At 37.5% G+C, this 21158-nt stretch carries 15 protein-coding genes and 1 pseudogene; 6 read left to right on the top strand and 10 right to left on the bottom strand.

The window, feature by feature from the left end; translation table 11 throughout:
- Positions 1–226: 226 nt before the first annotated feature.
- A complete protein-coding gene (locus tag H1225_RS06130) occupies positions 227–1591 on the bottom strand; it encodes an LbetaH domain-containing protein (RefSeq protein ID WP_109400382.1) in 1365 nt (454 codons plus the stop codon).
- Positions 1592–1806: 215 nt separating this feature from the next.
- Complete coding sequence (gene acnA, locus H1225_RS06125; protein WP_161671559.1) at positions 1807–4479, bottom strand: aconitate hydratase AcnA; 2673 nt, start codon at positions 4477–4479, stop codon at positions 1807–1809.
- Between the two features lie 219 nt (positions 4480–4698).
- On the opposite strand from acnA, the gene H1225_RS06120 reads away from it, so the two are divergent.
- The gene (locus H1225_RS06120; protein WP_109847582.1) at positions 4699–5529 is read left to right on the top strand and encodes a hypothetical protein; all 831 of its coding nucleotides are present in this window, start codon (positions 4699–4701) and stop codon (positions 5527–5529) included.
- Positions 5530–5590: 61 nt separating this feature from the next.
- Here the strand turns inward: H1225_RS06120 and cysB are convergent, their stop codons facing one another.
- The 3 genes from cysB to topA all read right to left on the bottom strand — a co-directional run bounded on the left by cysB (position 5591) and on the right by topA (position 10083).
- A complete protein-coding gene (gene cysB, locus H1225_RS06115) occupies positions 5591–6565 on the bottom strand; it encodes an HTH-type transcriptional regulator CysB (RefSeq protein WP_006536954.1) in 975 nt (324 codons plus the stop codon).
- A 240-nt stretch (positions 6566–6805) separates the two neighbouring features.
- On the bottom strand, positions 6806–7330 hold the full coding sequence (gene sodC / locus H1225_RS06110) for a superoxide dismutase family protein (protein WP_006536955.1): 525 nt from the start codon (positions 7328–7330) through the stop codon (positions 6806–6808).
- Positions 7331–7485: 155 nt separating this feature from the next.
- Positions 7486–10083 carry a type I DNA topoisomerase gene (gene topA, locus H1225_RS06105; RefSeq protein ID WP_072062505.1) on the bottom strand — a complete coding sequence of 866 codons (2598 nt, stop codon included), beginning with the start codon at positions 10081–10083 and terminating at the stop codon, positions 7486–7488.
- A 307-nt stretch (positions 10084–10390) separates the two neighbouring features.
- Here topA and H1225_RS06100 point away from each other — a divergent pair, with 307 nt between their 5' ends.
- Positions 10391–10639: a YciN family protein gene (locus H1225_RS06100; RefSeq protein ID WP_006536960.1), complete on the top strand. Its 249-nt coding sequence runs from the start codon at positions 10391–10393 to the stop codon at positions 10637–10639.
- A gap of 399 nt (positions 10640–11038) precedes the next feature.
- On the opposite strand, the gene sohB is transcribed toward H1225_RS06100, so the two are convergent.
- Positions 11039–12085 carry a protease SohB gene (gene sohB / locus H1225_RS06095; RefSeq protein ID WP_239739555.1) on the bottom strand — a complete coding sequence of 349 codons (1047 nt, stop codon included), beginning with the start codon at positions 12083–12085 and terminating at the stop codon, positions 11039–11041.
- A gap of 213 nt (positions 12086–12298) precedes the next feature.
- On the opposite strand from sohB, the gene H1225_RS06090 reads away from it, so the two are divergent.
- Positions 12299–13060 carry a YciK family oxidoreductase gene (locus H1225_RS06090; RefSeq protein ID WP_239739686.1) on the top strand — a complete coding sequence of 254 codons (762 nt, stop codon included), beginning with the start codon at positions 12299–12301 and terminating at the stop codon, positions 13058–13060.
- 25 nt (positions 13061–13085) lie between these two features.
- Positions 13086–13676 (top strand): cob(I)yrinic acid a,c-diamide adenosyltransferase, encoded by a 591-nt coding sequence (cobO, locus tag H1225_RS06085; RefSeq protein ID WP_006536964.1) that lies wholly within the window; start codon positions 13086–13088, stop codon positions 13674–13676.
- Between the two features lie 23 nt (positions 13677–13699).
- On the opposite strand, the gene H1225_RS06080 is transcribed toward cobO, so the two are convergent.
- The 4 genes from H1225_RS06080 to rnm all read right to left on the bottom strand — a co-directional run bounded on the left by H1225_RS06080 (position 13700) and on the right by rnm (position 17679).
- Positions 13700–14650 carry a hypothetical protein gene (locus H1225_RS06080; protein ID WP_109847584.1) on the bottom strand — a complete coding sequence of 317 codons (951 nt, stop codon included), beginning with the start codon at positions 14648–14650 and terminating at the stop codon, positions 13700–13702.
- A 179-nt stretch (positions 14651–14829) separates the two neighbouring features.
- Positions 14830–15753: a 23S rRNA pseudouridine(2605) synthase RluB gene (rluB, locus tag H1225_RS06075; RefSeq protein WP_072062509.1), complete on the bottom strand. Its 924-nt coding sequence runs from the start codon at positions 15751–15753 to the stop codon at positions 14830–14832.
- A gap of 420 nt (positions 15754–16173) precedes the next feature.
- Positions 16174–16794, bottom strand: coding sequence for an L-threonylcarbamoyladenylate synthase (locus tag H1225_RS06070; RefSeq protein WP_072062510.1), 621 nt, complete (start codon positions 16792–16794; stop codon positions 16174–16176).
- A 24-nt stretch (positions 16795–16818) separates the two neighbouring features.
- Positions 16819–17679 (bottom strand): RNase RNM, encoded by an 861-nt coding sequence (gene rnm / locus H1225_RS06065; protein ID WP_161669296.1) that lies wholly within the window; start codon positions 17677–17679, stop codon positions 16819–16821.
- Positions 17680–17987: 308 nt separating this feature from the next.
- Between rnm and H1225_RS06060 the strand changes: the two genes are divergently transcribed.
- Positions 17988–19565 carry an anthranilate synthase component 1 gene (locus H1225_RS06060; protein WP_109847586.1) on the top strand — a complete coding sequence of 526 codons (1578 nt, stop codon included), beginning with the start codon at positions 17988–17990 and terminating at the stop codon, positions 19563–19565.
- Positions 19565–21158 (top strand): annotated as a pseudogene (gene trpD / locus H1225_RS18470) (bifunctional anthranilate synthase glutamate amidotransferase component TrpG/anthranilate phosphoribosyltransferase TrpD). Before H1225_RS06060 ends, trpD begins: the two are co-directional and overlap by 1 nt.

The raw sequence follows: 21158 nt of genomic DNA, 5'->3' as shown, positions 1-21158 counted from the left end.
TATTCTATTAATTAGTAAACTTATATTTCATAAAATGTCCTTTTTATTAATTAAAGCTTTTATTATTACTAATAAAAAATTTAATAGTTAAATTTTAGTATGTATTCTATTTAAAACAGAAAGATGGTATTTTTTATTGAGAGTGAAACTCGCCTTACACCTATATTACTTATAGAAAGTGTATAAAATTAATAACTAGTGATTAAATTTAATCTCAATATAAAAATTAATAGGCTAATTTCACTTTATTATCTAACATGAAAATTAATTTATTATTTTCATCTGCTTTAACTGAAACATTAGCACCATTCCCATATTGATCTCGAATAATACAATCCATTTTGTCTTCTTTCTTACTTGAAGAAAATGGTAGACCATAGTTTATACTATAAGTCCAGAAACATAATCCTACTCTTTCTTTATTAATTGATGTTATTTGAATTGAGGACATTTTATCAAAATGGAAATTCTTTGTATAATAACCAGAAGGATCGAATAAAACCGATTGATCCGTTGATGTACCTATTAATTGATAATTATTTTTATGATAATAATAAAAATCTTTATTTTCCTCACACTCTGCACTTGTTGTTATTGCACCGCCATTACCATTAAATGCAAGGTAATACTTAGACAGCGTTCCACCGGGCATTAACACATTTTTTTCTACTTCTGGGTATATTAGCGGATCAATATCCATATCCTCTTTTGTAAAAACGCGGGGCGGTATCACATTTAATGTTACAACACTCTGCCGATATATAGGACTATTAGGTCTAAAAGCGGTTGTATATTTTGTACCATTGGCAGTAAATTGTGCACATAGTTTTAAAGTATCCATGATTTTATCAACAGATACATACCATATACATGCTGAATAATTTATTTGCTCATAATAATTATCACTGTGAGGATAAATATAACCCTTTGCTTCTTTAGAAATATGTATATCTGAATTTAACGCTTCATTTTTATCATCAACAATAAAAATATTTTTATGCATTTCTTCTTCTGACACTTTAAAATGTCTTTTTTCTTTATCTAGTACAATTAAACCAACACCGATAGGAACTTGATGTTTACCATTTACACAAATATTTGATTCTTGATCCAGGTGATTAATATAAAAAGTAAATTGTATTACACTTTCAATATCTTCCCAATTACCTATATAATATTCAATTTTTTCATTACCTGATATGACGGAATTCCCTTCAACAATAGCATCATTAAAAACAACCGCATTACCTTCAATTTTTGCATTTCCTCTAACACTAGCTCTATTTTTAATGCTCGCGTTTTGTGTGACTACAGCAGAATCATATATTTCTGCATTATCAGATACTGATGCATTACCTGAAATTATCGCATTATCATAAACTTTAGCATTTTTAGATATTATTGCATTTTCTATCACTTTCGCATTACCAAATACCATTGCATCATCATAAATAAAACAACCACCTTCTCGACTTAAATTACTTTCATTTTCAATCCATCCCCCTGGACTACCAGTATATACTCTTTTAATTTTAAACAGGGTAACACCATTATATTCTTTTGATTCATTTGTAATAATATATTTTTTCATTATACGCCTCGCGTCTATTTAATATAATCTTATTAAAATAGAAACTCCTCCAAAACAAGAACCATTGGAATAATATAAAGAAAAAAATAATTAGGTAACATTAAATAAAAAAATAGACCTATTAATTTAAAATAGAAAGACAGTATTTAAAATTTTAAATACTGTCTTTTATGATAATAACTTAATATTTTTTATCTATGTTATTAGAATATTATTTATAACATATTTCTAATCACATAATGCAATATACCACCATGTTGGAAATAAGCTAATTCGGTTTGAGTATCAATACGACAACGCGCCATAATAGTTTCAGTACGATTATCTGCAAAAGTAATATTAACCGCGATATCTTGGCTCGGTATTAATGCATTAAGCCCTGTGATCTCAATTTTCTCATCCCCTTTTAAGCCTAATGTTTGACGAGATACCCCTTTAGGAAACTCTAAAGGTAACACCCCCATACCGATTAAGTTAGAACGGTGAATACGCTCAAAAGAGCCTGCAATGACAGCTCGTACTCCTAATAAACGCGTTCCCTTCGCAGCCCAATCTCGGCTAGAACCAGAACCATATTCACTACCGGCAATAATCACCAGTGGCGTATCTTCTTGTTGATAACGCATGGCTGCATCATAAATAGCCAGTGTTTCGCCGGTTGGAATATGCTTGGTAAAACCACCTTCAACGCCTGGTACCATCTCGTTACGAATACGAATATTGGCAAATGTGCCTCGCATCATTACTTCATGATTGCCGCGTCTTGATCCATAAGAGTTAAAATCTTTCGGCTCGACACCATGTTCACGTAAATAACGCCCTGCAGGACTATCCTCCTTAATATTACCTGCGGGTGAAATATGATCCGTTGTCACCGAATCACCTAAAATAGCCAAAATACTGGCTTGATGAATATCTTTAATCGGAGCTGGCACTTTTGACATTCCTTCAAAGAAAGGAGGATGTCGAATATAGGTAGAATCTGGTTGCCAATCATAAACAGGAGTATCTTGTATTTGCAGTGATTTCCATGTCTCATCACCTTCAAACACGGCAGAGTACTCTTTATGGAACATCTCTGTTTTCACTTTTTCGACAGCATCAGCAATCGCCTTGCTGTCTGGCCAAATATCTTTTAAATAAACAGGAGCACCCTGTTTATCTTTACCTAATGGCTCTTTAGTAAGATCGATATTCATATTTCCTGATAAGGCATAAGCGACCACTAAAGGCGGTGATGCTAACCAGTTGGTTTTCACTAAGGGATGAATTCGACCTTCAAAGTTACGGTTACCAGATAATACAGCCGCAATAGTTAAGTCATTATCCTTAATCGCACTTTCAATCGGTGCTAATAAAGGTCCTGAGTTACCAATACATGTTGTGCAACCATACCCCACAAGATTAAACCCTAATTTATCAAGATAAGGTGTTAGTCCTGCTAAATTAAGATAATCCGTCACCACTTTCGAGCCTGGAGCCAAAGAAGATTTAACCCAAGGTTTACGCTGTAATCCTTTTTCTACCGCATTTTTAGCCAGTAATCCGGCTGCCATTAAGACATTAGGGTTTGATGTATTGGTACATGATGTGATTGCCGCAATAACGACAGCACCATCGGTTAACTCAAAAGCAGGATAATCATCAATTTTTACTTGAGGAAATTGCACCAGTGGTTTCTTATTGGTTTCAAGATCGACTGCGGCTTTAAATGCCTTAGGTACACTCGGTAAATTAACTCTATCTTGAGGACGTTTAGGCCCTGCAAGGCTTGCCTCAACGGTTCCCATATCTAGCGATAATGTTGACGTAAAGATAGGTTCATCGCCTGTGTGTCTCCATAGACCTTGCTCTTTGCTATACGCTTCAACAAGTGCAATCTCTTGCTCTTCACGTCCTGTTAAACGCAAATAATCAAGAGTGATATCATCTATTGGAAAGAATCCGCAGGTCGCGCCATATTCTGGCGACATATTCGCTATTGTTGCACGATCGGCTAAAGGTAATGATGCTAAACCATCGCCATAAAACTCCACAAATTTACCTACAACACCATGCGCACGCAACATCTGTGTGACGGTTAATACCAGATCAGTTGCCGTGATCCCTTCACGTAATTTTCCTGTCAGTTTAAAACCAACAACATCTGGAATTAGCATAGAGATAGGTTGACCTAACATTGCAGCTTCTGCTTCAATGCCTCCTACCCCCCAACCTAACACGCCAAGGCCATTGATCATGGTGGTATGAGAATCCGTACCGACTAATGTATCAGGATAAGCTACATGATGCCCATTTTGCATTTCAGACCAAATAGCTTTGCCTAAATACTCAAGATTTACCTGATGACAAATTCCTGTCCCTGGCGGCACGACACGGAAGCGTTCAAAGGATTGTTGTCCCCAACGCAAGAAAAGGTAGCGTTCATAGTTACGCTCCATTTCAATTTCCACGTTTTCAGCAAACGCATTTTTACTGGCATATTCATCAACCATAACAGAGTGGTCAATAACTAGATCAACGGGTGATAATGGATTAACTTTATCCACTTGCCCACCTAAAGATTTCACAGCTTCACGCATAGCCGCTAAATCAACAACCGCAGGCACACCTGTAAAATCTTGCATCAGCACCCTTGCAGGTCGATACGCAATTTCACGTGATGCATGAGCTGTTTTTTGCCACTCAACTAGCGCCTTAATATCCTCGTCAACGACTGTATCACCATCGAGATGACGCACTAAGTTTTCTAGTAACACCTTCAGTGATTTAGGAAGACGGGTAATATCACCTAACTGGCGAGCAACTTCTGAAAGACGGTAGTACTCATATTTTTGAGATCCGACTAAGAGCGTGGAATGGCTCTCTTTCTTCAAACGTAACGACATAGCTCCTCCTTCTTATTTTTATACTGACAGCATGTTCAAACTATCAAAATAGGTAAGGTTATTTATTAAACATACCATATAACATTGAATTTCGCTTAAAGACCACACAATTTGTAAACACAATGTTATGGCTGTCATATTGTTAATAAATTTTGGTCTCTAAATTTTCACTTAATTAAGTTTTAATGAAGGAGGTATAACTACGTAAGGATAATATTTATGACTAATAAACAATCTGATTTACTCAAAAACATTATGAATGCTGATCACTATTTTGCGGAACCTGTTACTCCTCCTTTTCCACAAACCTTATCGATGAATGCATTACATTCTCAAAATATAAAAGATTCAGAAGGTTTGGTGCAATTTATCATTGCGTCGCCAAAACCTTTTGAGCCTTCTGAAATAGAAAAAATGTCACAACTTAAAAATATCCAAATTGGGCTTATTTCTATTATGGCAAACCATCTTGCCGCATTAAAAAAAGAGGATAATGAAGCCTATTATCGTCCCGAACATTGGTTAGACACGCTCAACCATTTACCACTTCTAGGGCACAATAAAGTTGAGACAAAGAAACTTCATAAACAAACCTTTGATTTTTCTGTTGCTCAAGCGTTTATTCAATTATTACTAGGAGCTGCAATCAATGCCACCTCTCCTGCACTTGGAGAATTTATTGATTTTTTACGAACTCAAGGACAAAAAATAGAAGTTGGCTTACGAAAATCATTAGACAGCTATCAAACGATAACTATTGCGGGGATCACGGAGATCCTCAATCATAATAATCATCTTATTTTTGTTCCAAAGCTGAAAATTTTGAGCCTACGTTTTTCTTATCAATCAGCGAAAATGCTACTCGCTAGCTGTATAGGTAGTAAATTTACCCTCTCTTTAGAGTACACCACCATTACCTCTATTTTTGATACTAGTGCTCTTGATGATCCACTGATTAATCAGCAGTTTTATGATTTTTTGAATAAGTATCGTCAGCTAAGTATTGCAAAATCAGACGCTTTTTTTAGTGGGGATTTTTATTTGAAATGAGTAATCACAACAATTAGGTTTATGAACACGCTTGAAGGCGGGAATAACCCGCCTTTCAGTATTACACTAATGGTAATTCAATATCTTTAAATAACTCTTCAATCTCTTCATTTGTTCGTAACGCAACAGCTTGCTCAATCAAATTACGCGTAAGATGAGGGGCAAAACGCCACATAAAATCATACATATAACCACGTAAGAAACCACTGCGTCGAAATGCAATTTTAGTAGTGCTATAACTAAATTTATCACGCATATCAATAGCAACTAAATCACTATCAAGTACGGGATCAAATGCCATACTGGCAATTACACCAATACCTAAATGCAGTCTCACATAAGTTTTAATGACATCCGCATCAGTTGCAGTGAAAACTATTTTAGGTTTTAACCCTACTTTACCGAATGCATCATCAAGATCTGAACGTCCTGTAAAACCTTGGGTATAAGTAACGATATCGTAATCTGCAAGCTCTTTTAACGTTACTTCTCGTTTTTGTGCCAGAGGATGATCTTTTGACACCACTACAATACGGTTCCAACGATAACAAGGTAGCATCACTAAATCGTTATAAAGATGCAGCGATTCTGTCGCTATCGCAAAATCACTTTTACCTCTGCATACATCTTCAGCAATTTGCGTTGGCGAACCTTGGTTCATATGCAGTGAAACATCTGGATAGCGCTCAATAAATCCTTTTATTACAGGAGGTAATACATAACGAGCTTGCGTATGCGTTGTTGCAATCGATAGTGAACCTCTATCTGGATAAGTGTGTTCGCCCGCAGCTGAACGAATAGCTTCTGTTTTTGATAAAATCTCTCGAGATAGCCTTACAATTTCTTCACCCGCTGGTGTCACATGCGTTAAATGCTTCCCACTACGAGAAAATATTTGTATACCGAGCTCATCCTCTAACATACGAATTTGTTTACTTATTCCCGGTTGAGATGTATACAAACGCTCTGCCGTGGTCGAAACATTTAAATCGTTATTCACCACTTCAACGATATAACGCAACTGTTGTAATTTCATGGAGAGGCTATCCCTTCAACAAAAGACTTATTATTCCGTTATTCTATTTATATTCATATAACTAAAAAGAATAATAAAGATGTAATATATAACCACTATATCATTTATTTCATTTCGGTCTAACGTAATTAATAGTGTTATTTAGATTTTGTTATATCGAATAGTTATAAGCTATAAAGAAGCATAAAAAAAGCCGACCTTATTTGTCAGCTTTTACCCCATAATAATAGTGGCACTAAATTATTTAATCACACCACATGCCATTCTTGCGCCACCACCGCCAAGAGCCTCAGGATCATCAGAATAATTGTCCCCTCCCACATGCACCATAATTGCTTTATCTTTTACTTGCTCAAGCTTAGTGAGTTTTGGTGCTAATACTGCGTAATCAGCAACACCTTTATCATTGACAACTAATCCTGGTAAATCGCCTAAATGCCCATCTTTATTATAAGGCCCCAAGTGAACACCGACTTTTTCAGGATCTAAATGCCCTCCCGCTTTTAAAGCAGGTACAGGTTTGCCATCTTTCATATCTGGCTCACAAGAACCATTAGCATGAATATGAAAACCATGAATACCCGGTGTTAATCCGGAAAGTTTTGGCGTAAATAACAGCCCATAATCAGTTTCAGTGATAGTGACAACACCAATATCGTTACCAGCACCCGTTGGTAACGCTTCTTTTAACGTGACATCTAACGTTGCAGCACTTGCCACTGAAGTGAAGAGTAAGCTAGATAGTAACAAAGGTATCAGTTTCATAGTATCTCCGTCTTATTATTAGCAAGGTAAAGCATCAGACAAATAGAAATTAACCATTAATACTGTTTTGGTATATTTAATTAGCATACCTTCTTAATACAAAAAAGCGACTAACTCTCATTAGTCGCTTTTTTATTTACCACGTAATGTCAATGTTATTTGGTTTTTTCAACCCACTTGCCATCGACATAAAATGCAGACCAACCTGTTGCTTTACCCTCTTTCTCTGAAGAAACATATTGCTGTTTTGTTTTACGACTAAAACGCACAATAGTTGGGTTTCCTTCAGGATCAGCCACTGGAGCTTCTGCTAAATAACGCATTTTCTCTGCTAAACGGTCTTTAAAGCGCACCAGTTCTTCTACTTTTGGTGCTCGCGTTTCTCTTGATTTAGGGAAGGTATTTGCGGCTAAGAATACACCCGCGGCACCATCACGTAAGACAAAATACGCATCCGATTTTTCACACGGCAACTCAGGAAGCGGTACAGGATCTTCCTTTGGTGGCGCAATCTCACCACTTTTTAAGATTTTACGGGTATTTTTACATTCATCATTGGTGCAACCCATGTATTTACCAAAACGCCCCATTTTCAGGTGCATTTCAGCGCCACATTTATCACACTCTATGACTGGCCCTTCGTAACCTTTTAAGCGGAATTCACCCTCTTCGACTTCATAACCATCACATGCAGGGTTATTACCACAAACATGTAATTTACGATGCGTGTCAATCAGGTAACTGTCCATTGCAGTACCACATTTCGGGCAACGACGACGAGCTCGTAATGCGTTAGTTTCTGCATCTTCCCCTTCCAGAATATTCAATAATTCATCTTCAGGAATAAGGTTAATAGTCTGTTTACAACGCTCTTTAGGCGGTAAAGCATACCCAGAACATCCTAAGAATACGCCTGTTGTCGCCGTTCTAATTCCCATATGACGAGAACAAGTTGGGCATTCAATCGACGTGATTACCATTGGATTTGGCCGCATTCCACCTTCTTCAGGATCTTTTTCAGCGACCTCTAGTTGCTGACTAAAATCGCTGAAGAACGCATCTAATACTTCTTTCCAGTTCTCTTCATTATTGGCAACATGGTCAAGGTGATCTTCCATTTGCGCAGTAAAATCGTAATTCATTAAATCGCTAAAATTCTCTTCTAAGCGATCGGTTACAATTTCACCCATTTTTTCTGCATAAAAGCGACGGTTTTCAACTTTCACATAACCACGATCTTGAATGGTAGAGATGATAGATGCATACGTTGAAGGACGGCCAATTCCACGTTTTTCTAATTCTTTAACTAACGTTGCTTCGCTAAAACGTGCTGGTGGCTTGGTAAAGTGCTGAGTTGGCTCTAACTCAGCTAAAGCCAGTGTTGCCCCTACATCAACCGCAGGTAAAGTTTTATCTTCATCTTTATTCCGCATCGCTGGCATGACTTTCGTCCAACCTGCAAAACGCAAAGTACGACCTTTAGCCCGGAGTTTATAATCACCTGCTTCGACGGTTAATGTCGTTGAATCGTATTTTGCTGGTGTCATTTGACAAGCAACAAATTGATTCCAAATCAGTTGGTATAAACGTTTGGCATCGTTATCCATATCTTTTAAAGATTCAGCGATAACATTAATATCAGAAGGTCGGATAGCTTCATGCGCTTCTTGAGAATTTTCTTTGCTCGAATAAACATTTGGCTCTTTCGGCAAATATTTAGCACCAAAATTCTCATTGATATAATCGCGCGCCATTTGAATGGCATCCTGACTTAAGTTAGTTGAGTCAGTACGCATATAAGTTATATAACCAGCTTCATAAAGGCGCTGAGCAAGCATCATCGTCTTTTTCACACCAAAGCTTAAACGCGTACTTGCCGCTTGCTGTAAGGTTGATGTGATAAGCGGTGCACTTGGTTTACTTGATGTTGGTCTATCTTCACGATCTTTTACCGTGAAGGCCGCATTTTGTAATGCCTTAACCGCTACCTGAGTTTCATCAGATGAAACAGGGTTGAAGGCTTTATCATTATAATGCGTGACTTCCATACGCAAAGGCTGTTCATCAGGCGTTAATAATGATGCATGTAATTGCCAATATTCTTCAGGAACAAAGGCTTTAATTTCACGCTCACGTTCAACTAAAAGACGCACAGCAACTGATTGAACTCGACCCGCAGATAATCCACGAGCAACTTTTTTCCAAAGTAAAGGTGAAACCATATAGCCCACAACACGATCCATAAAGCGACGTGCTTGTTGCGCGTTAACGCGATCTATATTTAACTCACCTGGAGTTTGGAAAGCTTGTGTAATAGCATTTTTAGTGATTTCGTTAAAAACCACTCTACTAAATCGTTCATCATCACCGCCGATAACTTCGCGTAAATGCCACGCGATAGCTTCTCCTTCGCGGTCAAGGTCCGTTGCGAGATAGACATGATCAGCTTTCTCAGCCAATGCTTTTAGTTCAGCCACGACTTTTTCTTTGCCGGGTAGAATTTGATAATTCGCATTCCATCCATTATAGGGATCAACGCCCATACGACTGACTAAGGCTGACTTCTCATCCTTTTTAACTTTTTTCACGCCTTTCGTGGCGGATGAGTTTTCGCTCTTCTGGCTGCCAGAACCACTCTTTGGCAAATCACGAATGTGACCCACGCTAGATTTAACTACGTAGTCATTGCCAAGATATTTATTGATCGTTTTGGCTTTAGCCGGGGACTCCACGATAACAAGAGCTTTACCCATAATTACCTTTACCTAATTAAACTTTGTTATGACGGTATTGTTTAATACCCTCAACTAAAAAAATGTTTAAAATCTCTTTTTTATATTGCGTTAGTTTTGCAATATATCAACCTGTTTTTATTCAAAGCTTTTGTTTGAGCTCAAAACTCATGCCCTTTTTTGAGGTATTTTAATTACCTCACAGCCTTGATCAGGAACAGGCAAATCATTGTTTGCTACATATAGAGTAGCTAAGCTTTTAAAAATGCCACACTCTACCTGATAAAAAGTGAGGCGCAACAAATTATTTTTCTAAGGAGCACAGATTATGTCAAAACAAACTACACCGATCACAACAGAGATGCTACTTGAAAAAGCGAATAAAATCATATGTGAACATGAAGATTATTTACAAGGTATGCGTGCTGATTCAGTTGAACAGAAAGGTAATGTCCTCGTATTTAAAGGCGAATTTTTTTTAGATAAACAAGGTTTGCCTACAGCAAAAAGCACCGCAGCATTCAATATGTTTAAGCACTTAGCTCATGTGTTATCTGATAAATACCATTTAGAATAAGTCATCTTTGTGATTATTTTTATTTATTTCCTAAAGTAAATTCATTTACTCTTTATCGATAGCAAAAAAGAGAATTTACTTGCCAGTTATTGCCTTAATCTAGATGCCAATAACTGGCATAATTAAACAAAATAAAAGAATAAAAACTCACTTTTATCCTAAGGTGAAATTATCTGTCACATTTTAATTCACGATTATACTTGCCTATCAATACAATCAGTAATATCAATTATTTCTTTGATTGTCAGTGATATTTTCACTGGTTTTTTTTGCTTTATCGGAATGAAAATTAGAATATTTATTCGGTAAGTTTAAGGATCATGTTTAGTAAGGAAGAAGGAAGGATGATATCAGCGATAACTTGTATCACTGATATCATGTATTACATCTTTATTTGGCTTATAGAAGTGGTTTTTTACTTCTTTGTACCCAACGCATCATCAATTTATCGATGCTTTCCATTGCACCACTTGTAACGCGCTCAACCATTTTCTTCTTGGTAACATATTGGACAGAGAGAACTTCAAAGTCATTAATATGATTGATCAACCAATCATCACTCACTCCAACCTCATCAATTAAGCCTCTATTTAACGCTTCAGAGCCGTACCAATATTCTCCAGTTGCAACACTATCGATATCAAGTTGTGGGCGGTATTTATGCACAAATGATTTAAACAATAAATGTGTTTCATTTAAATCTTGCTTAAATTTCTCACGGCCTTCTTCGGTATTTTCGCCTAACAAGGTCAATGTACGCTTATATTCGCCAGTAGTATGTAACTCAACATCAATATCATTTTTCTTAAGTAAGCGGTGAATGTTAGGGATCTGAGCGACAACACCAATCGAACCAATAATCGCAAATGGCGCAGCAACAATTTTATCTGCCACACATGCCATCATATATCCCCCACTAGCCGCCACTTTATCGACAACGGCGGTCAGTTTAATCCCTTTTTCTTTTAGGCGAGTTAATTGAGCTGCGGCTAATCCATATCCGTGAACCATGCCACCAGGACTTTCTAAACGCAGTAACACTTCATCATTTGCTTGTGCAACAGAAAGAATGGCACTAATTTCTTCGCGTAATGCACCCACTTCGTGTGCATCCATACTACCGTTAAAATCAAGCACATATAAACAAGGTTTTACAACGCCTTTTTTCCCTTCTTTTGCATTGTTTTTACTCTGTTTATTCTCTTTTTTCTGCTGCTTTTTAAACGCTTTATACCAGACTTTTAATTCAGCATCGTCCATTTTTGCTTGTTGCATAACACGCTGTTTTTCTTCGTAAGCTTCAGCAAGATCTGTCACTCTTAACGTCCCTTTACGATTTTGTTTTTTATTTCCAATCACAACGAAAAACAACACGATAGCGATAATCGCCACAACAACAGTGGCAATCTCTGCTAAAAACAGTCCATATTGTAAAATATACTCCACAAAGACCTCTTTTTAAGGTTAATAACACTGACTAAAACCAATATGCCTAGTTTAACGAAATTCTGCTTTAGCGCCAGCAACAAAGGCATGATTATGTTTAATACCATAAAGAAAACAGCCATAAATTGTAAACAAAAAATCTGGCAAAACTGGTCGGTAGACAAATAAGACGTTACACTTTATTTACTTTTTACTAGACAGGATATCAATATGTTGCAATATCAACCCGATCATAGCGTGCTAAAAGATAAAATTATTCTAGTAACAGGTGCTGGTGATGGTATAGGAAAAGAAGCCGCACTAACTTATGCGCAATATGGCGCAACACTTATCTTATTAGGACGTACTCTATCAAAACTTGAAGATGTTCAAGAAGATATCATCACATCAGGTGGTCAACAACCCATGTTATATCCACTTGATCTACTTACAGCAACAGAGAACGACTTTCAACAGTTTGCTGACACACTCGTTAAACGTTTTCCCCATCTTGATGGTGTATTACAAAATGCGGGCTTATTAGGCGTTATCGAGCCTATTATTAATCAACCAAGTAACCTTTGGCATGACGTGATGCAAGTCAACGTCAATGCAACTTTTATGCTCACGAAAACACTATTACCATTGATGCTCAAGGCACCTCATGCAAGCCTCATTCTCACTACATCCAGCGTTGGTCGCCAAGGACGCTATGGCTGGGGGGCTTATTCTGTTTCTAAATTCGCTACAGAAGGCTTTATGCAGGTACTTAATGAAGAATATAACGAAAGTACCTTGCGTATTAACTGCATTAATCCTGGTGGTACTCGTACTGCAATGCGAGCAAATGCCTTCCCTGATGAGAACCCACAAAAACTAAAAACACCTAAAGATTTGATGCCGTTATATCTCTATTTAATGAGTGATGACAGTATTGATGTGAAAGGACAATCTTTAGATGCACAACCTGGTCGTAAAGCCGGTCCCGCTGAATAACGTAATTTAAGTTTGAGGTAGCAAAATGAATAATGCACAACACCAAAAGCGCCAACAACGTTTAAAAGAGAAAGTCGATACTAGAATTGAGCAAGCTCAACGAGAACAAGGTATCTTGATGATCTTTACAGGTAATGGTAAAGGCAAAACGACGGCAGCGATGGGTACAGCGACACGCGCAGTGGGTCATCAAAAAAAGGTCGGTGTTGTGCAATTTATTAAAGGAACATGGGAAAACGGTGAACGTAATTTATTAGAACAGTTTGGTGTACCTTTCTATGTGATGGAAACAGGATTTACTTGGGAAACTCAAGATAAAAGTACAGATACAGTAGCTTGTTTAAATACTTGGCAATATGCACTCAAACTACTTAATGACCCAGAATACGATCTAGTTATTCTCGATGAAATTACCTATATGATTACCTTTAACTATTTGCCATTAGATGAAGTTATTTCAGCGATTAGCTCTCGCCCTGCCCATCAAAATGTCATTATTACTGGAAGAGGCTGCCATAGAAAATTAATCGAGTTAGCAGATACAGTGACAGAAATGCGTCCTATTAAACACGCTTTTGATAGTGGGATAAAAGCACAAAAAGGCATAGATTGGTAACCACTATGTAAAGAACTCGAATATTAAATAAGAATGGGCTCCCCTAAAATACCAGCACCAAATATACGCCCATTTCTTTTAATAAAATCTAAATACATCTCTCTATCAACAAAAATATGACTTCTTATTTGTTGATCATAAAGTATTGCCATCTTCATGATATGCTTATGATACTCACTATAAAATAATTTTCTTTCTGCAGGATCTCTTGAAGTTAAATATTTTTTAACTACTTCATGAATGCTTATCGCTTCTTTCATCAACTTTTCATCATTGAAGCTAAAGTTATCATCTAACGGAGATAAACTATCTGTTCGTGTATTATTTTTATCGATCCAATTAAAATTATCTTCTGTTATATATTGAGTTAATAAATCATGCTCAGAATAAAATTTAATTCCATAGGGAAATTTAATGATATATTGATAAAAATCATCTTTTGTAAAACATTTGGTTAATGCACTTACTTTTTCATTACCTTCCCAATCAGATAAATAAGTAGGTAGTGGTTCATCGATTGGAATATCACAACTAAAAATATTATTATCAATAAAGAGAGAGTCAGAACTATTAATCGCTCCTCTTAAAAGAATACCATTAACCCATACAGTACGTTCATCTATACGGATTTCCTCAGATGGAGGATATTCTTGTTTAAATAACGTGGTGAAACTATAATAGATATCTCTATTGGGATTAATTATTCCTCCTCGGTTTCCAGGATAAACCATAAATATACTTTGTTTACCTTGACTATCAATAAGTATATGTTCGCCATTATTAAGTTTAATTTTTTTTACTTCGCCTTTCCCCATCACAAATTTAGTATTATCAATTTTAAACTCTAAAGGTTCCAATTGATTATTGTTGATGTAGAAAACACCATTTTGTTTTTCTCTTATAGCAGGATAATCACACCCCGTGACTAAAGAGGCTATATATAACACAGCAATTAAATGAAAATAACGATACATATTATTTTGAATACCTTATCGTTAAATATAAAGTTATTAATAAATACGCCCTAATAGTGTCATCATAAATAGATTTATAAAAAAAAGAAAGTAGTCAAAAAAATAATCGCCCTATTAAAATAGAGCGATTATTTTCAAAATGATATTTTAATTTAAAATAATAAATAATTATTCGCTAATTACTTTTTATTTCCTGCTGATTGACGACGACTTGATGCTCTTTTAGCAGGCGATGTTGAAGTGCGTGTTGAAATTTTAGTATGACGCTTAACTGCACGACGGATCTGATTTGCTTTGATGCGACGCTGATCTTTTTCCACTGCAACTTTTGTTACTGTTTCGTCGTTTAACTCAACTAACTGACGTAAATAGTTGATTTGAGCTAACCCTAATTCAACCCAGCCACCGCGCGGTAAACCTTTTGGTAAATCAATATCACCATAACGAACACGAATAAGACGGCTAACTTGTACACCAACAGCTTCCCACATACGACGCACTTCACGGTTACGCCCTTCAGTCAGTGAAACATTGTACCATTGGTTAATCCCTTCACCACCACGGTAAGAAACAGAACGGAATGAAGCAGGACCATCTTCTAATTGTACACCTCGCGTTAATTGACGAATTTTCGCATCATCGATTTCACCAAAAACACGAACTGCGTATTCACGCTCAACTTCGCGGCTAGGATGCATTAAACGGTTAGCCAATTCACCATCTGTGGTAAATAACAGTAATCCACTGGTGTTTACATCAAGACGACCAACAGCAATCCAGCGAGCACTGTTAAGACGAGGAAGACGTTGGAAAACAGTTGGACGACCTTGCGGATCACTGCGAGTACACAGCTCCCCCTCAGGTTTATAATAAGCAAGCACACGACAGACATCTTTTTGTGCTTCACGAATATTTAGAATACGACCATCTAAGCGGATTTTTGCTGTAGAGGTGACATCAATACGATCACCTAATTTTGCTTTTGTACCATCAATGCTGATACGTCCTTCTTGAAGATAACCTTCAATCTCACGACGAGAGCCGTGACCAGAACGAGCAAGGATTTTTTGTAACTTTTCAGTACGTTGCGATTTATCGCTCATGAAACAACCTCATTTGTCGCCTTCACAGGCGTCATACAATAGAATTAATTTTTAAAAATCAATTAAGTAAAAAATAACCCATGTTTATTAACATAAGAAATAAACACAGGTTTATTGATTCAATAGTGAACAATATTGACGATTTTTCACATCAATATTGTGATAAATAGTGTCGATAAAACGATGTTGGTAAAAATCTTAACGACAATTAGTCGTTTGTCTGCAGATCGAGTTATTGTATTTTGCGTTTAAAATACGCGTTGATATAACCGATTTCAAAAATAAGCACCATGATTTTTATCGCAATGTATAAATTTAACACAAGCGATACATCCCTTCACCTTTTATCTCTTTATCTTGTGATAAATTTCTTCACTATCGAGTCATTTGCTTCTAATCTCGTTTAATCAACTCAATAATTTACTGAAATGGCGTAATATCACCCGTACCTTCACGCACGATGACAGGGGTGTCTTCTGTTAAATCAATTACCGTTGTCGGTTTTTGCCCTAAATAACCACCATGGATAACCAAATCAACTTGTTTGCTTAATAAATCTTCGATTTCTTCCGGATCAGATTCAGCAAAATCATTGCCTGGTAAAATCAGGCTAGTTGACATTAATGGCTCACCAATATTTTCTAACAATGCCAATGCAATAGGGTTAGAAGGAACACGCAAGCCTATAGTTTTACGCTTATCATTCATCAAACGCTTTGGTACATCTTTAGTCGCTTTTAAGATAAAAGTGTAATTACCTGGCGTGTTATTTTTTATTAAACGAAATACCACATTATCAACATAAGCGTAATTGGCGATTTCTGATAAATCACGGCACATCAGTGTAAAATTGTGTTTTTTATCTAATTGGCGAATACGACAAATTCGCGTCATTGCATCTTTATTTTCTAAACAACAGCCAATAGCATAACCAGAGTCTGTTGGATAAATCACCACTCCACCTTTGCGTAAAATATCAGCACTTTGTTCAATTAAACGAGCCTGCGGATTATCAGGGTGAATATAAAAAAGTTGGCTCATACATCCCTCAACGAATTTCTGATGTTACTCCTGCCATAGCGACCAAACTGGTTCAACGCCACTGGGTAACCATAAATTACGCCCCAACTCTATCCACGAGCAAGGACGATGAAAATCAGAACCTAACGAAGCTTTTAGCTCATAAGATTGAGCTAATGCCGCGTGTTGTTCTCGTTCTTGTGGTGGTTGTTGGCATTGTGCCACTTCGATTGCATCACCACCTTGTTGTTTAAAATAAAGTGTTAATCGTTTTAACCATTTAGAAGATAGACCATATCGACCCGGATGTGCTAATACTGCAACACCACCAGCAGCATGAATTGCTGTGACCGCGTCACCTATTGAGCACCATTGCGGAGGTACATAGCCTGTTTTTCCTTTCGCTAAATAACGTTTAAATACTTTATTAACTGAAGCAACATGTCCGTCATTCACTAAAAATCGGGCAAAGTGTCCTCTTGTTACTTGCCCACCATGCGCTAGCGCTTTAGCGCCTTCAAAAGCATTGGCAATACCTGCTTTTTCTAATCGCTCACCTATCATTATCGCACGTGTTTCACGACATTGGCTTTGTGATGAAAGGAGCGATTTCATCGCGTTATGGTCAATATCAATATTTAATCCAACAATATGGATTTCTATATTCTCCCACAAAGTCGATATTTCGACACCTGATATCAGAGTAAGAGGCAGATTTTTTTCTGCAATATAATGCTTAGCCGGTGCAATTGCCGCTGTTGTATCGTGATCCGTAATCGCTAAAACATTAATTTGACGCTCTATCGCTCTATCAACCAATTCTTCTGGTGAAAGCTCGCCATCTGACGCGGTAGTGTGGCTGTGTAAATCATAAATCACTCTCAAATCAGATAGCCCTTCAGTCATCACGTCTCCCTTTTCACCTTAACTAGATAATAAATTTTAAAGAGTATGCCATAAAGTACTTGACGAACCTAACACAATCCAGTTTACTAGTACGTAACACGAGCTAGTTCACTTTTCATTTATTCGTCGTTAGCTGTAAGGAGATCTTATGAATATCAATCAACATGTTATCGTTCTTTGGTGGCGCAACACTCTTTTATGGGCGGTTTGATCTCCGGCTTAACGTCAGTGATATCTAAAACCCGCCTACGCGGGTTTTTTTATGCTTTAAAAACAGCAAATAAAGAAAATAATATAGAGCGATAACAATGAATACATCACTTGCATTCTCATTTAATACCAAGGCAACGCCACTGCCTTATCACAGAGAACCCGCTTTGCTTTTCAATACATTATGTGAAAATCAACATTACACATTATTGTTAGAATCCGCACAAATCGACACTAAAGCGAACTTAAAAAGCTTATTAATTGTTGATAGTGCATTACGCATCAGTGCAGTAAAAAATCAAGTCACTATTGATGCATTAAGCGTTAATGGACAAGCGTTATTGCCTGCATTAAAAATCGCACTAAAAGAAAAAGCTAATTTGACGTCAGAAAACGACAAACAGTGTGTCTTTACTTTTGCAACGCCTTCACAAGAGACCGATGAAGAAAGCAAATTAAAATCTGCTAGCGTATTTGATGCGTTACGCTTCTTTCTTGTTAATAAAGATACTAAAGATGCAAACTTTATCTTTGTTGGTGGCTTATTTGCGTATGACTTAGTCTGCGGATTTGAATCTATTCCTGAATTAGAAAGTGATTTTTCTTGCCCTGATTATTGCTTTTATTTAGCCGAACAATTAATCGTGATCGACCATCAAAATGAAGATAGTCAATTGGTTTCCATTGCATTTACCGATGATAAAACAGAATGCCAACGTCTCACTTTACGACAAACTGAGTTAATTTCGCTGGCTAAACAACCGTTAAAACACCCTATTCGCCACGCTTTAACAGCAGAAGGATCAACAATACACACCAATATGGATGATAAAGGCTATGGTGATATCGTTGAGGCAATGAAAACCTATATTCGTCGTGGTGATATTTTCCAAGTCGTGCCATCTCGTCGCTTTCAAGTAGCTTGCCCTTCACCACTTGCTGCATATCAAGTGTTGAAACAGAAAAACCCAAGCCCGTATCTGTTTTATATGCAAGATGCGCTATTCACTGTTTTTGGTGCATCACCAGAAAGCGCACTGAAATATCAAACCAGTGATCGACAAATTGAAATTTACCCTATTGCGGGAACTCGTCCTAGAGGGCGCAATGCCGATGGTTCAATTAATGCAGATTTAGACAGCCGTATTGAGCTAGAAATGCGTACTGACACCAAAGAACTTTCAGAGCATTTAATGTTAGTTGATTTGGCGCGTAATGACTTAGCACGCATTTGCCAAGCAGGTAGCCGTTATGTCGCGGAGTTAACAAAAGTTGACCGTTATGCTTTTGTGATGCACTTAGTCTCTAGAGTAGTTGGAAAATTACGTGATGACTTAGACATTTTTCATGCTTATCAAGCTTGTATGAATATGGGAACGTTATCGGGAGCGCCTAAAGTCAGTGCTATGCAATTAATTGCTCGCTATGAAAAAACGAAACGTGGTAGCTATGGTGGAGCCATTGGTTATTTTACTGGTGCCGGTGATTTTGATACTTGCATAGTTATTCGCTCTGCTTATGTTGAAAATAATATTGCCACAATTCAAGTCGGAGCCGGAATTGTGCTCGACTCAGATCCCAAAATGGAAGCGGAAGAAACCCGCAATAAATCACAAGCTGTAATCAACGCTATTTTACAAGCGCATACGGATACACAACAGCAGGAGGCTTGTTAATGGCGACTATCTTACTGCTCGATAACATTGACTCATTTACTTATAACCTTGTTGATCAAATACGTAGCCTTGGTAATAACGTGGTGATTTATCGCAATAGCGTCACAGCTGATTTTATTGAACAGAAGTTGCGCGAACTCGATAACCCTATTTTACTGTTATCTCCGGGGCCTGGCGCACCTTCACAAGCGGGCTGTATGCCTGAACTGTTAAAACGCGTATTAGGTACATTACCTGTTGTTGGTATCTGTTTAGGCCATCAAGCCATCATTGAAGCTTACGGTGGCAAAGTTTCTTCATGTGGAGAGATCTTACACGGTAAAGCGACATTAGCTGAACACGATAACAGTGAAATGTTTGTAGATCTACCTAACCCTTTACCCGTTGCTCGTTATCATTCACTTTCAGGAGAACAAGTTCCAGCACAACTTATTATTAATGCTTGGTGCGATAACACTGTTATGGCGGTGCGTCACCGTCAACATAAAACATGTGGTTTCCAGTTTCACCCAGAATCAATTTTAACCACCAAAGGCGCACAACTTTTAGAACAAACAATCGCATGGGCATTAACTCCTAAAGGAGACGCATAAAATGGAAACTATCTTCAACAAATTATTTAGCGCTCAACAGTTAACATTAGAAGAAAGCCAAACCCTGTTTAGCGCGATTATCCGTGGTGAATTAACAGAATCACAATTAGCCGCTGTATTAATTAGCATGAAAATGCGTGGTGAACATCCACAAGAAATCGCCGGTGCTGTACGAGCATTACTTGAAAATGCACTGCCATTTCCTCGTCCTGATTACACTTTTTGCGATATTGTTGGCACAGGTGGCGACGGCGCGAACAGCATCAATATCTCAACTGCTAGCGCATTCGTAGCGGCAGAAGTCGGCATTAAAGTTGCCAAACACGGTAACCGTAGCGTATCTAGTCGCTCAGGCTCATCAGACTTACTCGCTGCTTTTGGTATTCCATTAGATAGAAGTGCAGATGATGCACGTCAATTATTAGATGAAGTGGGACTTTGCTTTTTATTCGCACCGCAGTATCACAGTGGTTTTCGTTTTGCTGCTCCTGTGCGCCAACAACTAAAAACACGCACCTTATTTAACGTATTAGGTCCTTTGATTAATCCAGCACGCCCACCATTAGCATTAATTGGTGTTTATAGCCCTGAGTTATTAATGCCTATTGCAGACACACTAAAAGTATTGGGTTATGAACGCGCCGCCGTGGTACACAGTGGCGGTATGGATGAAGTGTCGTTACATGCACCGACTCAAGTCGCTGAATTACGTAATGGTGAAATTACGCGTTATGAACTCACACCAAGTGATTTTGGTCTTCGTCCTTGTTCAATGGCCGATTTAGAAGGTGGTACACCTGAAGTTAACCGTCAATTATTGGCGAATTTACTGCAAGGCGAAGGAAAAAGAGCACATACCGAATCTGTCGCAGCAAATGTCGCTTTATTAATGCGTTTACATGGGCAAGAAGATTTAAAAATAAATACTGAAGTTGCTATGCACACCATTTATAGCGGTAAAGCAATAAATCGTGTTACCGCATTAGCCGCGAGAGGATAA

Source organism: Proteus penneri, assembly GCF_022369495.1.
In the GTDB taxonomy this organism is placed as follows: Bacteria; Pseudomonadota; Gammaproteobacteria; order Enterobacterales; family Enterobacteriaceae; genus Proteus; species Proteus penneri.
Note: the sequence above shows the minus strand (reverse complement) of the source record. Positions and strands in the feature narration are given on the sequence as shown.

Bases quoted from the DNA above. Each gene is read 5' to 3' on its own strand.
- H1225_RS06130 (WP_109400382.1), bottom strand. From the start codon at position 1,591: ATGAAAAAATATATTATTACAAATGAATCAAAAGAATATAATGGTGTT.
- acnA (WP_161671559.1), bottom strand. From the start codon at position 4,479: ATGTCGTTACGTTTGAAGAAAGAGAGCCATTCCACGCTCTTAGTCGGA.
- H1225_RS06120 (WP_109847582.1), top strand. From the start codon at position 4,699: ATGACTAATAAACAATCTGATTTACTCAAAAACATTATGAATGCTGAT.
- cysB (WP_006536954.1), bottom strand. From the start codon at position 6,565: ATGAAATTACAACAGTTGCGTTATATCGTTGAAGTGGTGAATAACGAT.
- sodC (WP_006536955.1), bottom strand. From the start codon at position 7,330: ATGAAACTGATACCTTTGTTACTATCTAGCTTACTCTTCACTTCAGTG.
- topA (WP_072062505.1), bottom strand. From the start codon at position 10,083: ATGGGTAAAGCTCTTGTTATCGTGGAGTCCCCGGCTAAAGCCAAAACG.
- H1225_RS06100 (WP_006536960.1), top strand. From the start codon at position 10,391: ATGTCAAAACAAACTACACCGATCACAACAGAGATGCTACTTGAAAAA.
- cobO (WP_006536964.1), top strand. From the start codon at position 13,086: ATGAATAATGCACAACACCAAAAGCGCCAACAACGTTTAAAAGAGAAA.
- H1225_RS06080 (WP_109847584.1), bottom strand. From the start codon at position 14,650: ATGTATCGTTATTTTCATTTAATTGCTGTGTTATATATAGCCTCTTTA.
- rluB (WP_072062509.1), bottom strand. From the start codon at position 15,753: ATGAGCGATAAATCGCAACGTACTGAAAAGTTACAAAAAATCCTTGCT.
- H1225_RS06070 (WP_072062510.1), bottom strand. From the start codon at position 16,794: ATGAGCCAACTTTTTTATATTCACCCTGATAATCCGCAGGCTCGTTTA.
- rnm (WP_161669296.1), bottom strand. From the start codon at position 17,679: ATGACTGAAGGGCTATCTGATTTGAGAGTGATTTATGATTTACACAGC.
- H1225_RS06060 (WP_109847586.1), top strand. From the start codon at position 17,988: ATGAATACATCACTTGCATTCTCATTTAATACCAAGGCAACGCCACTG.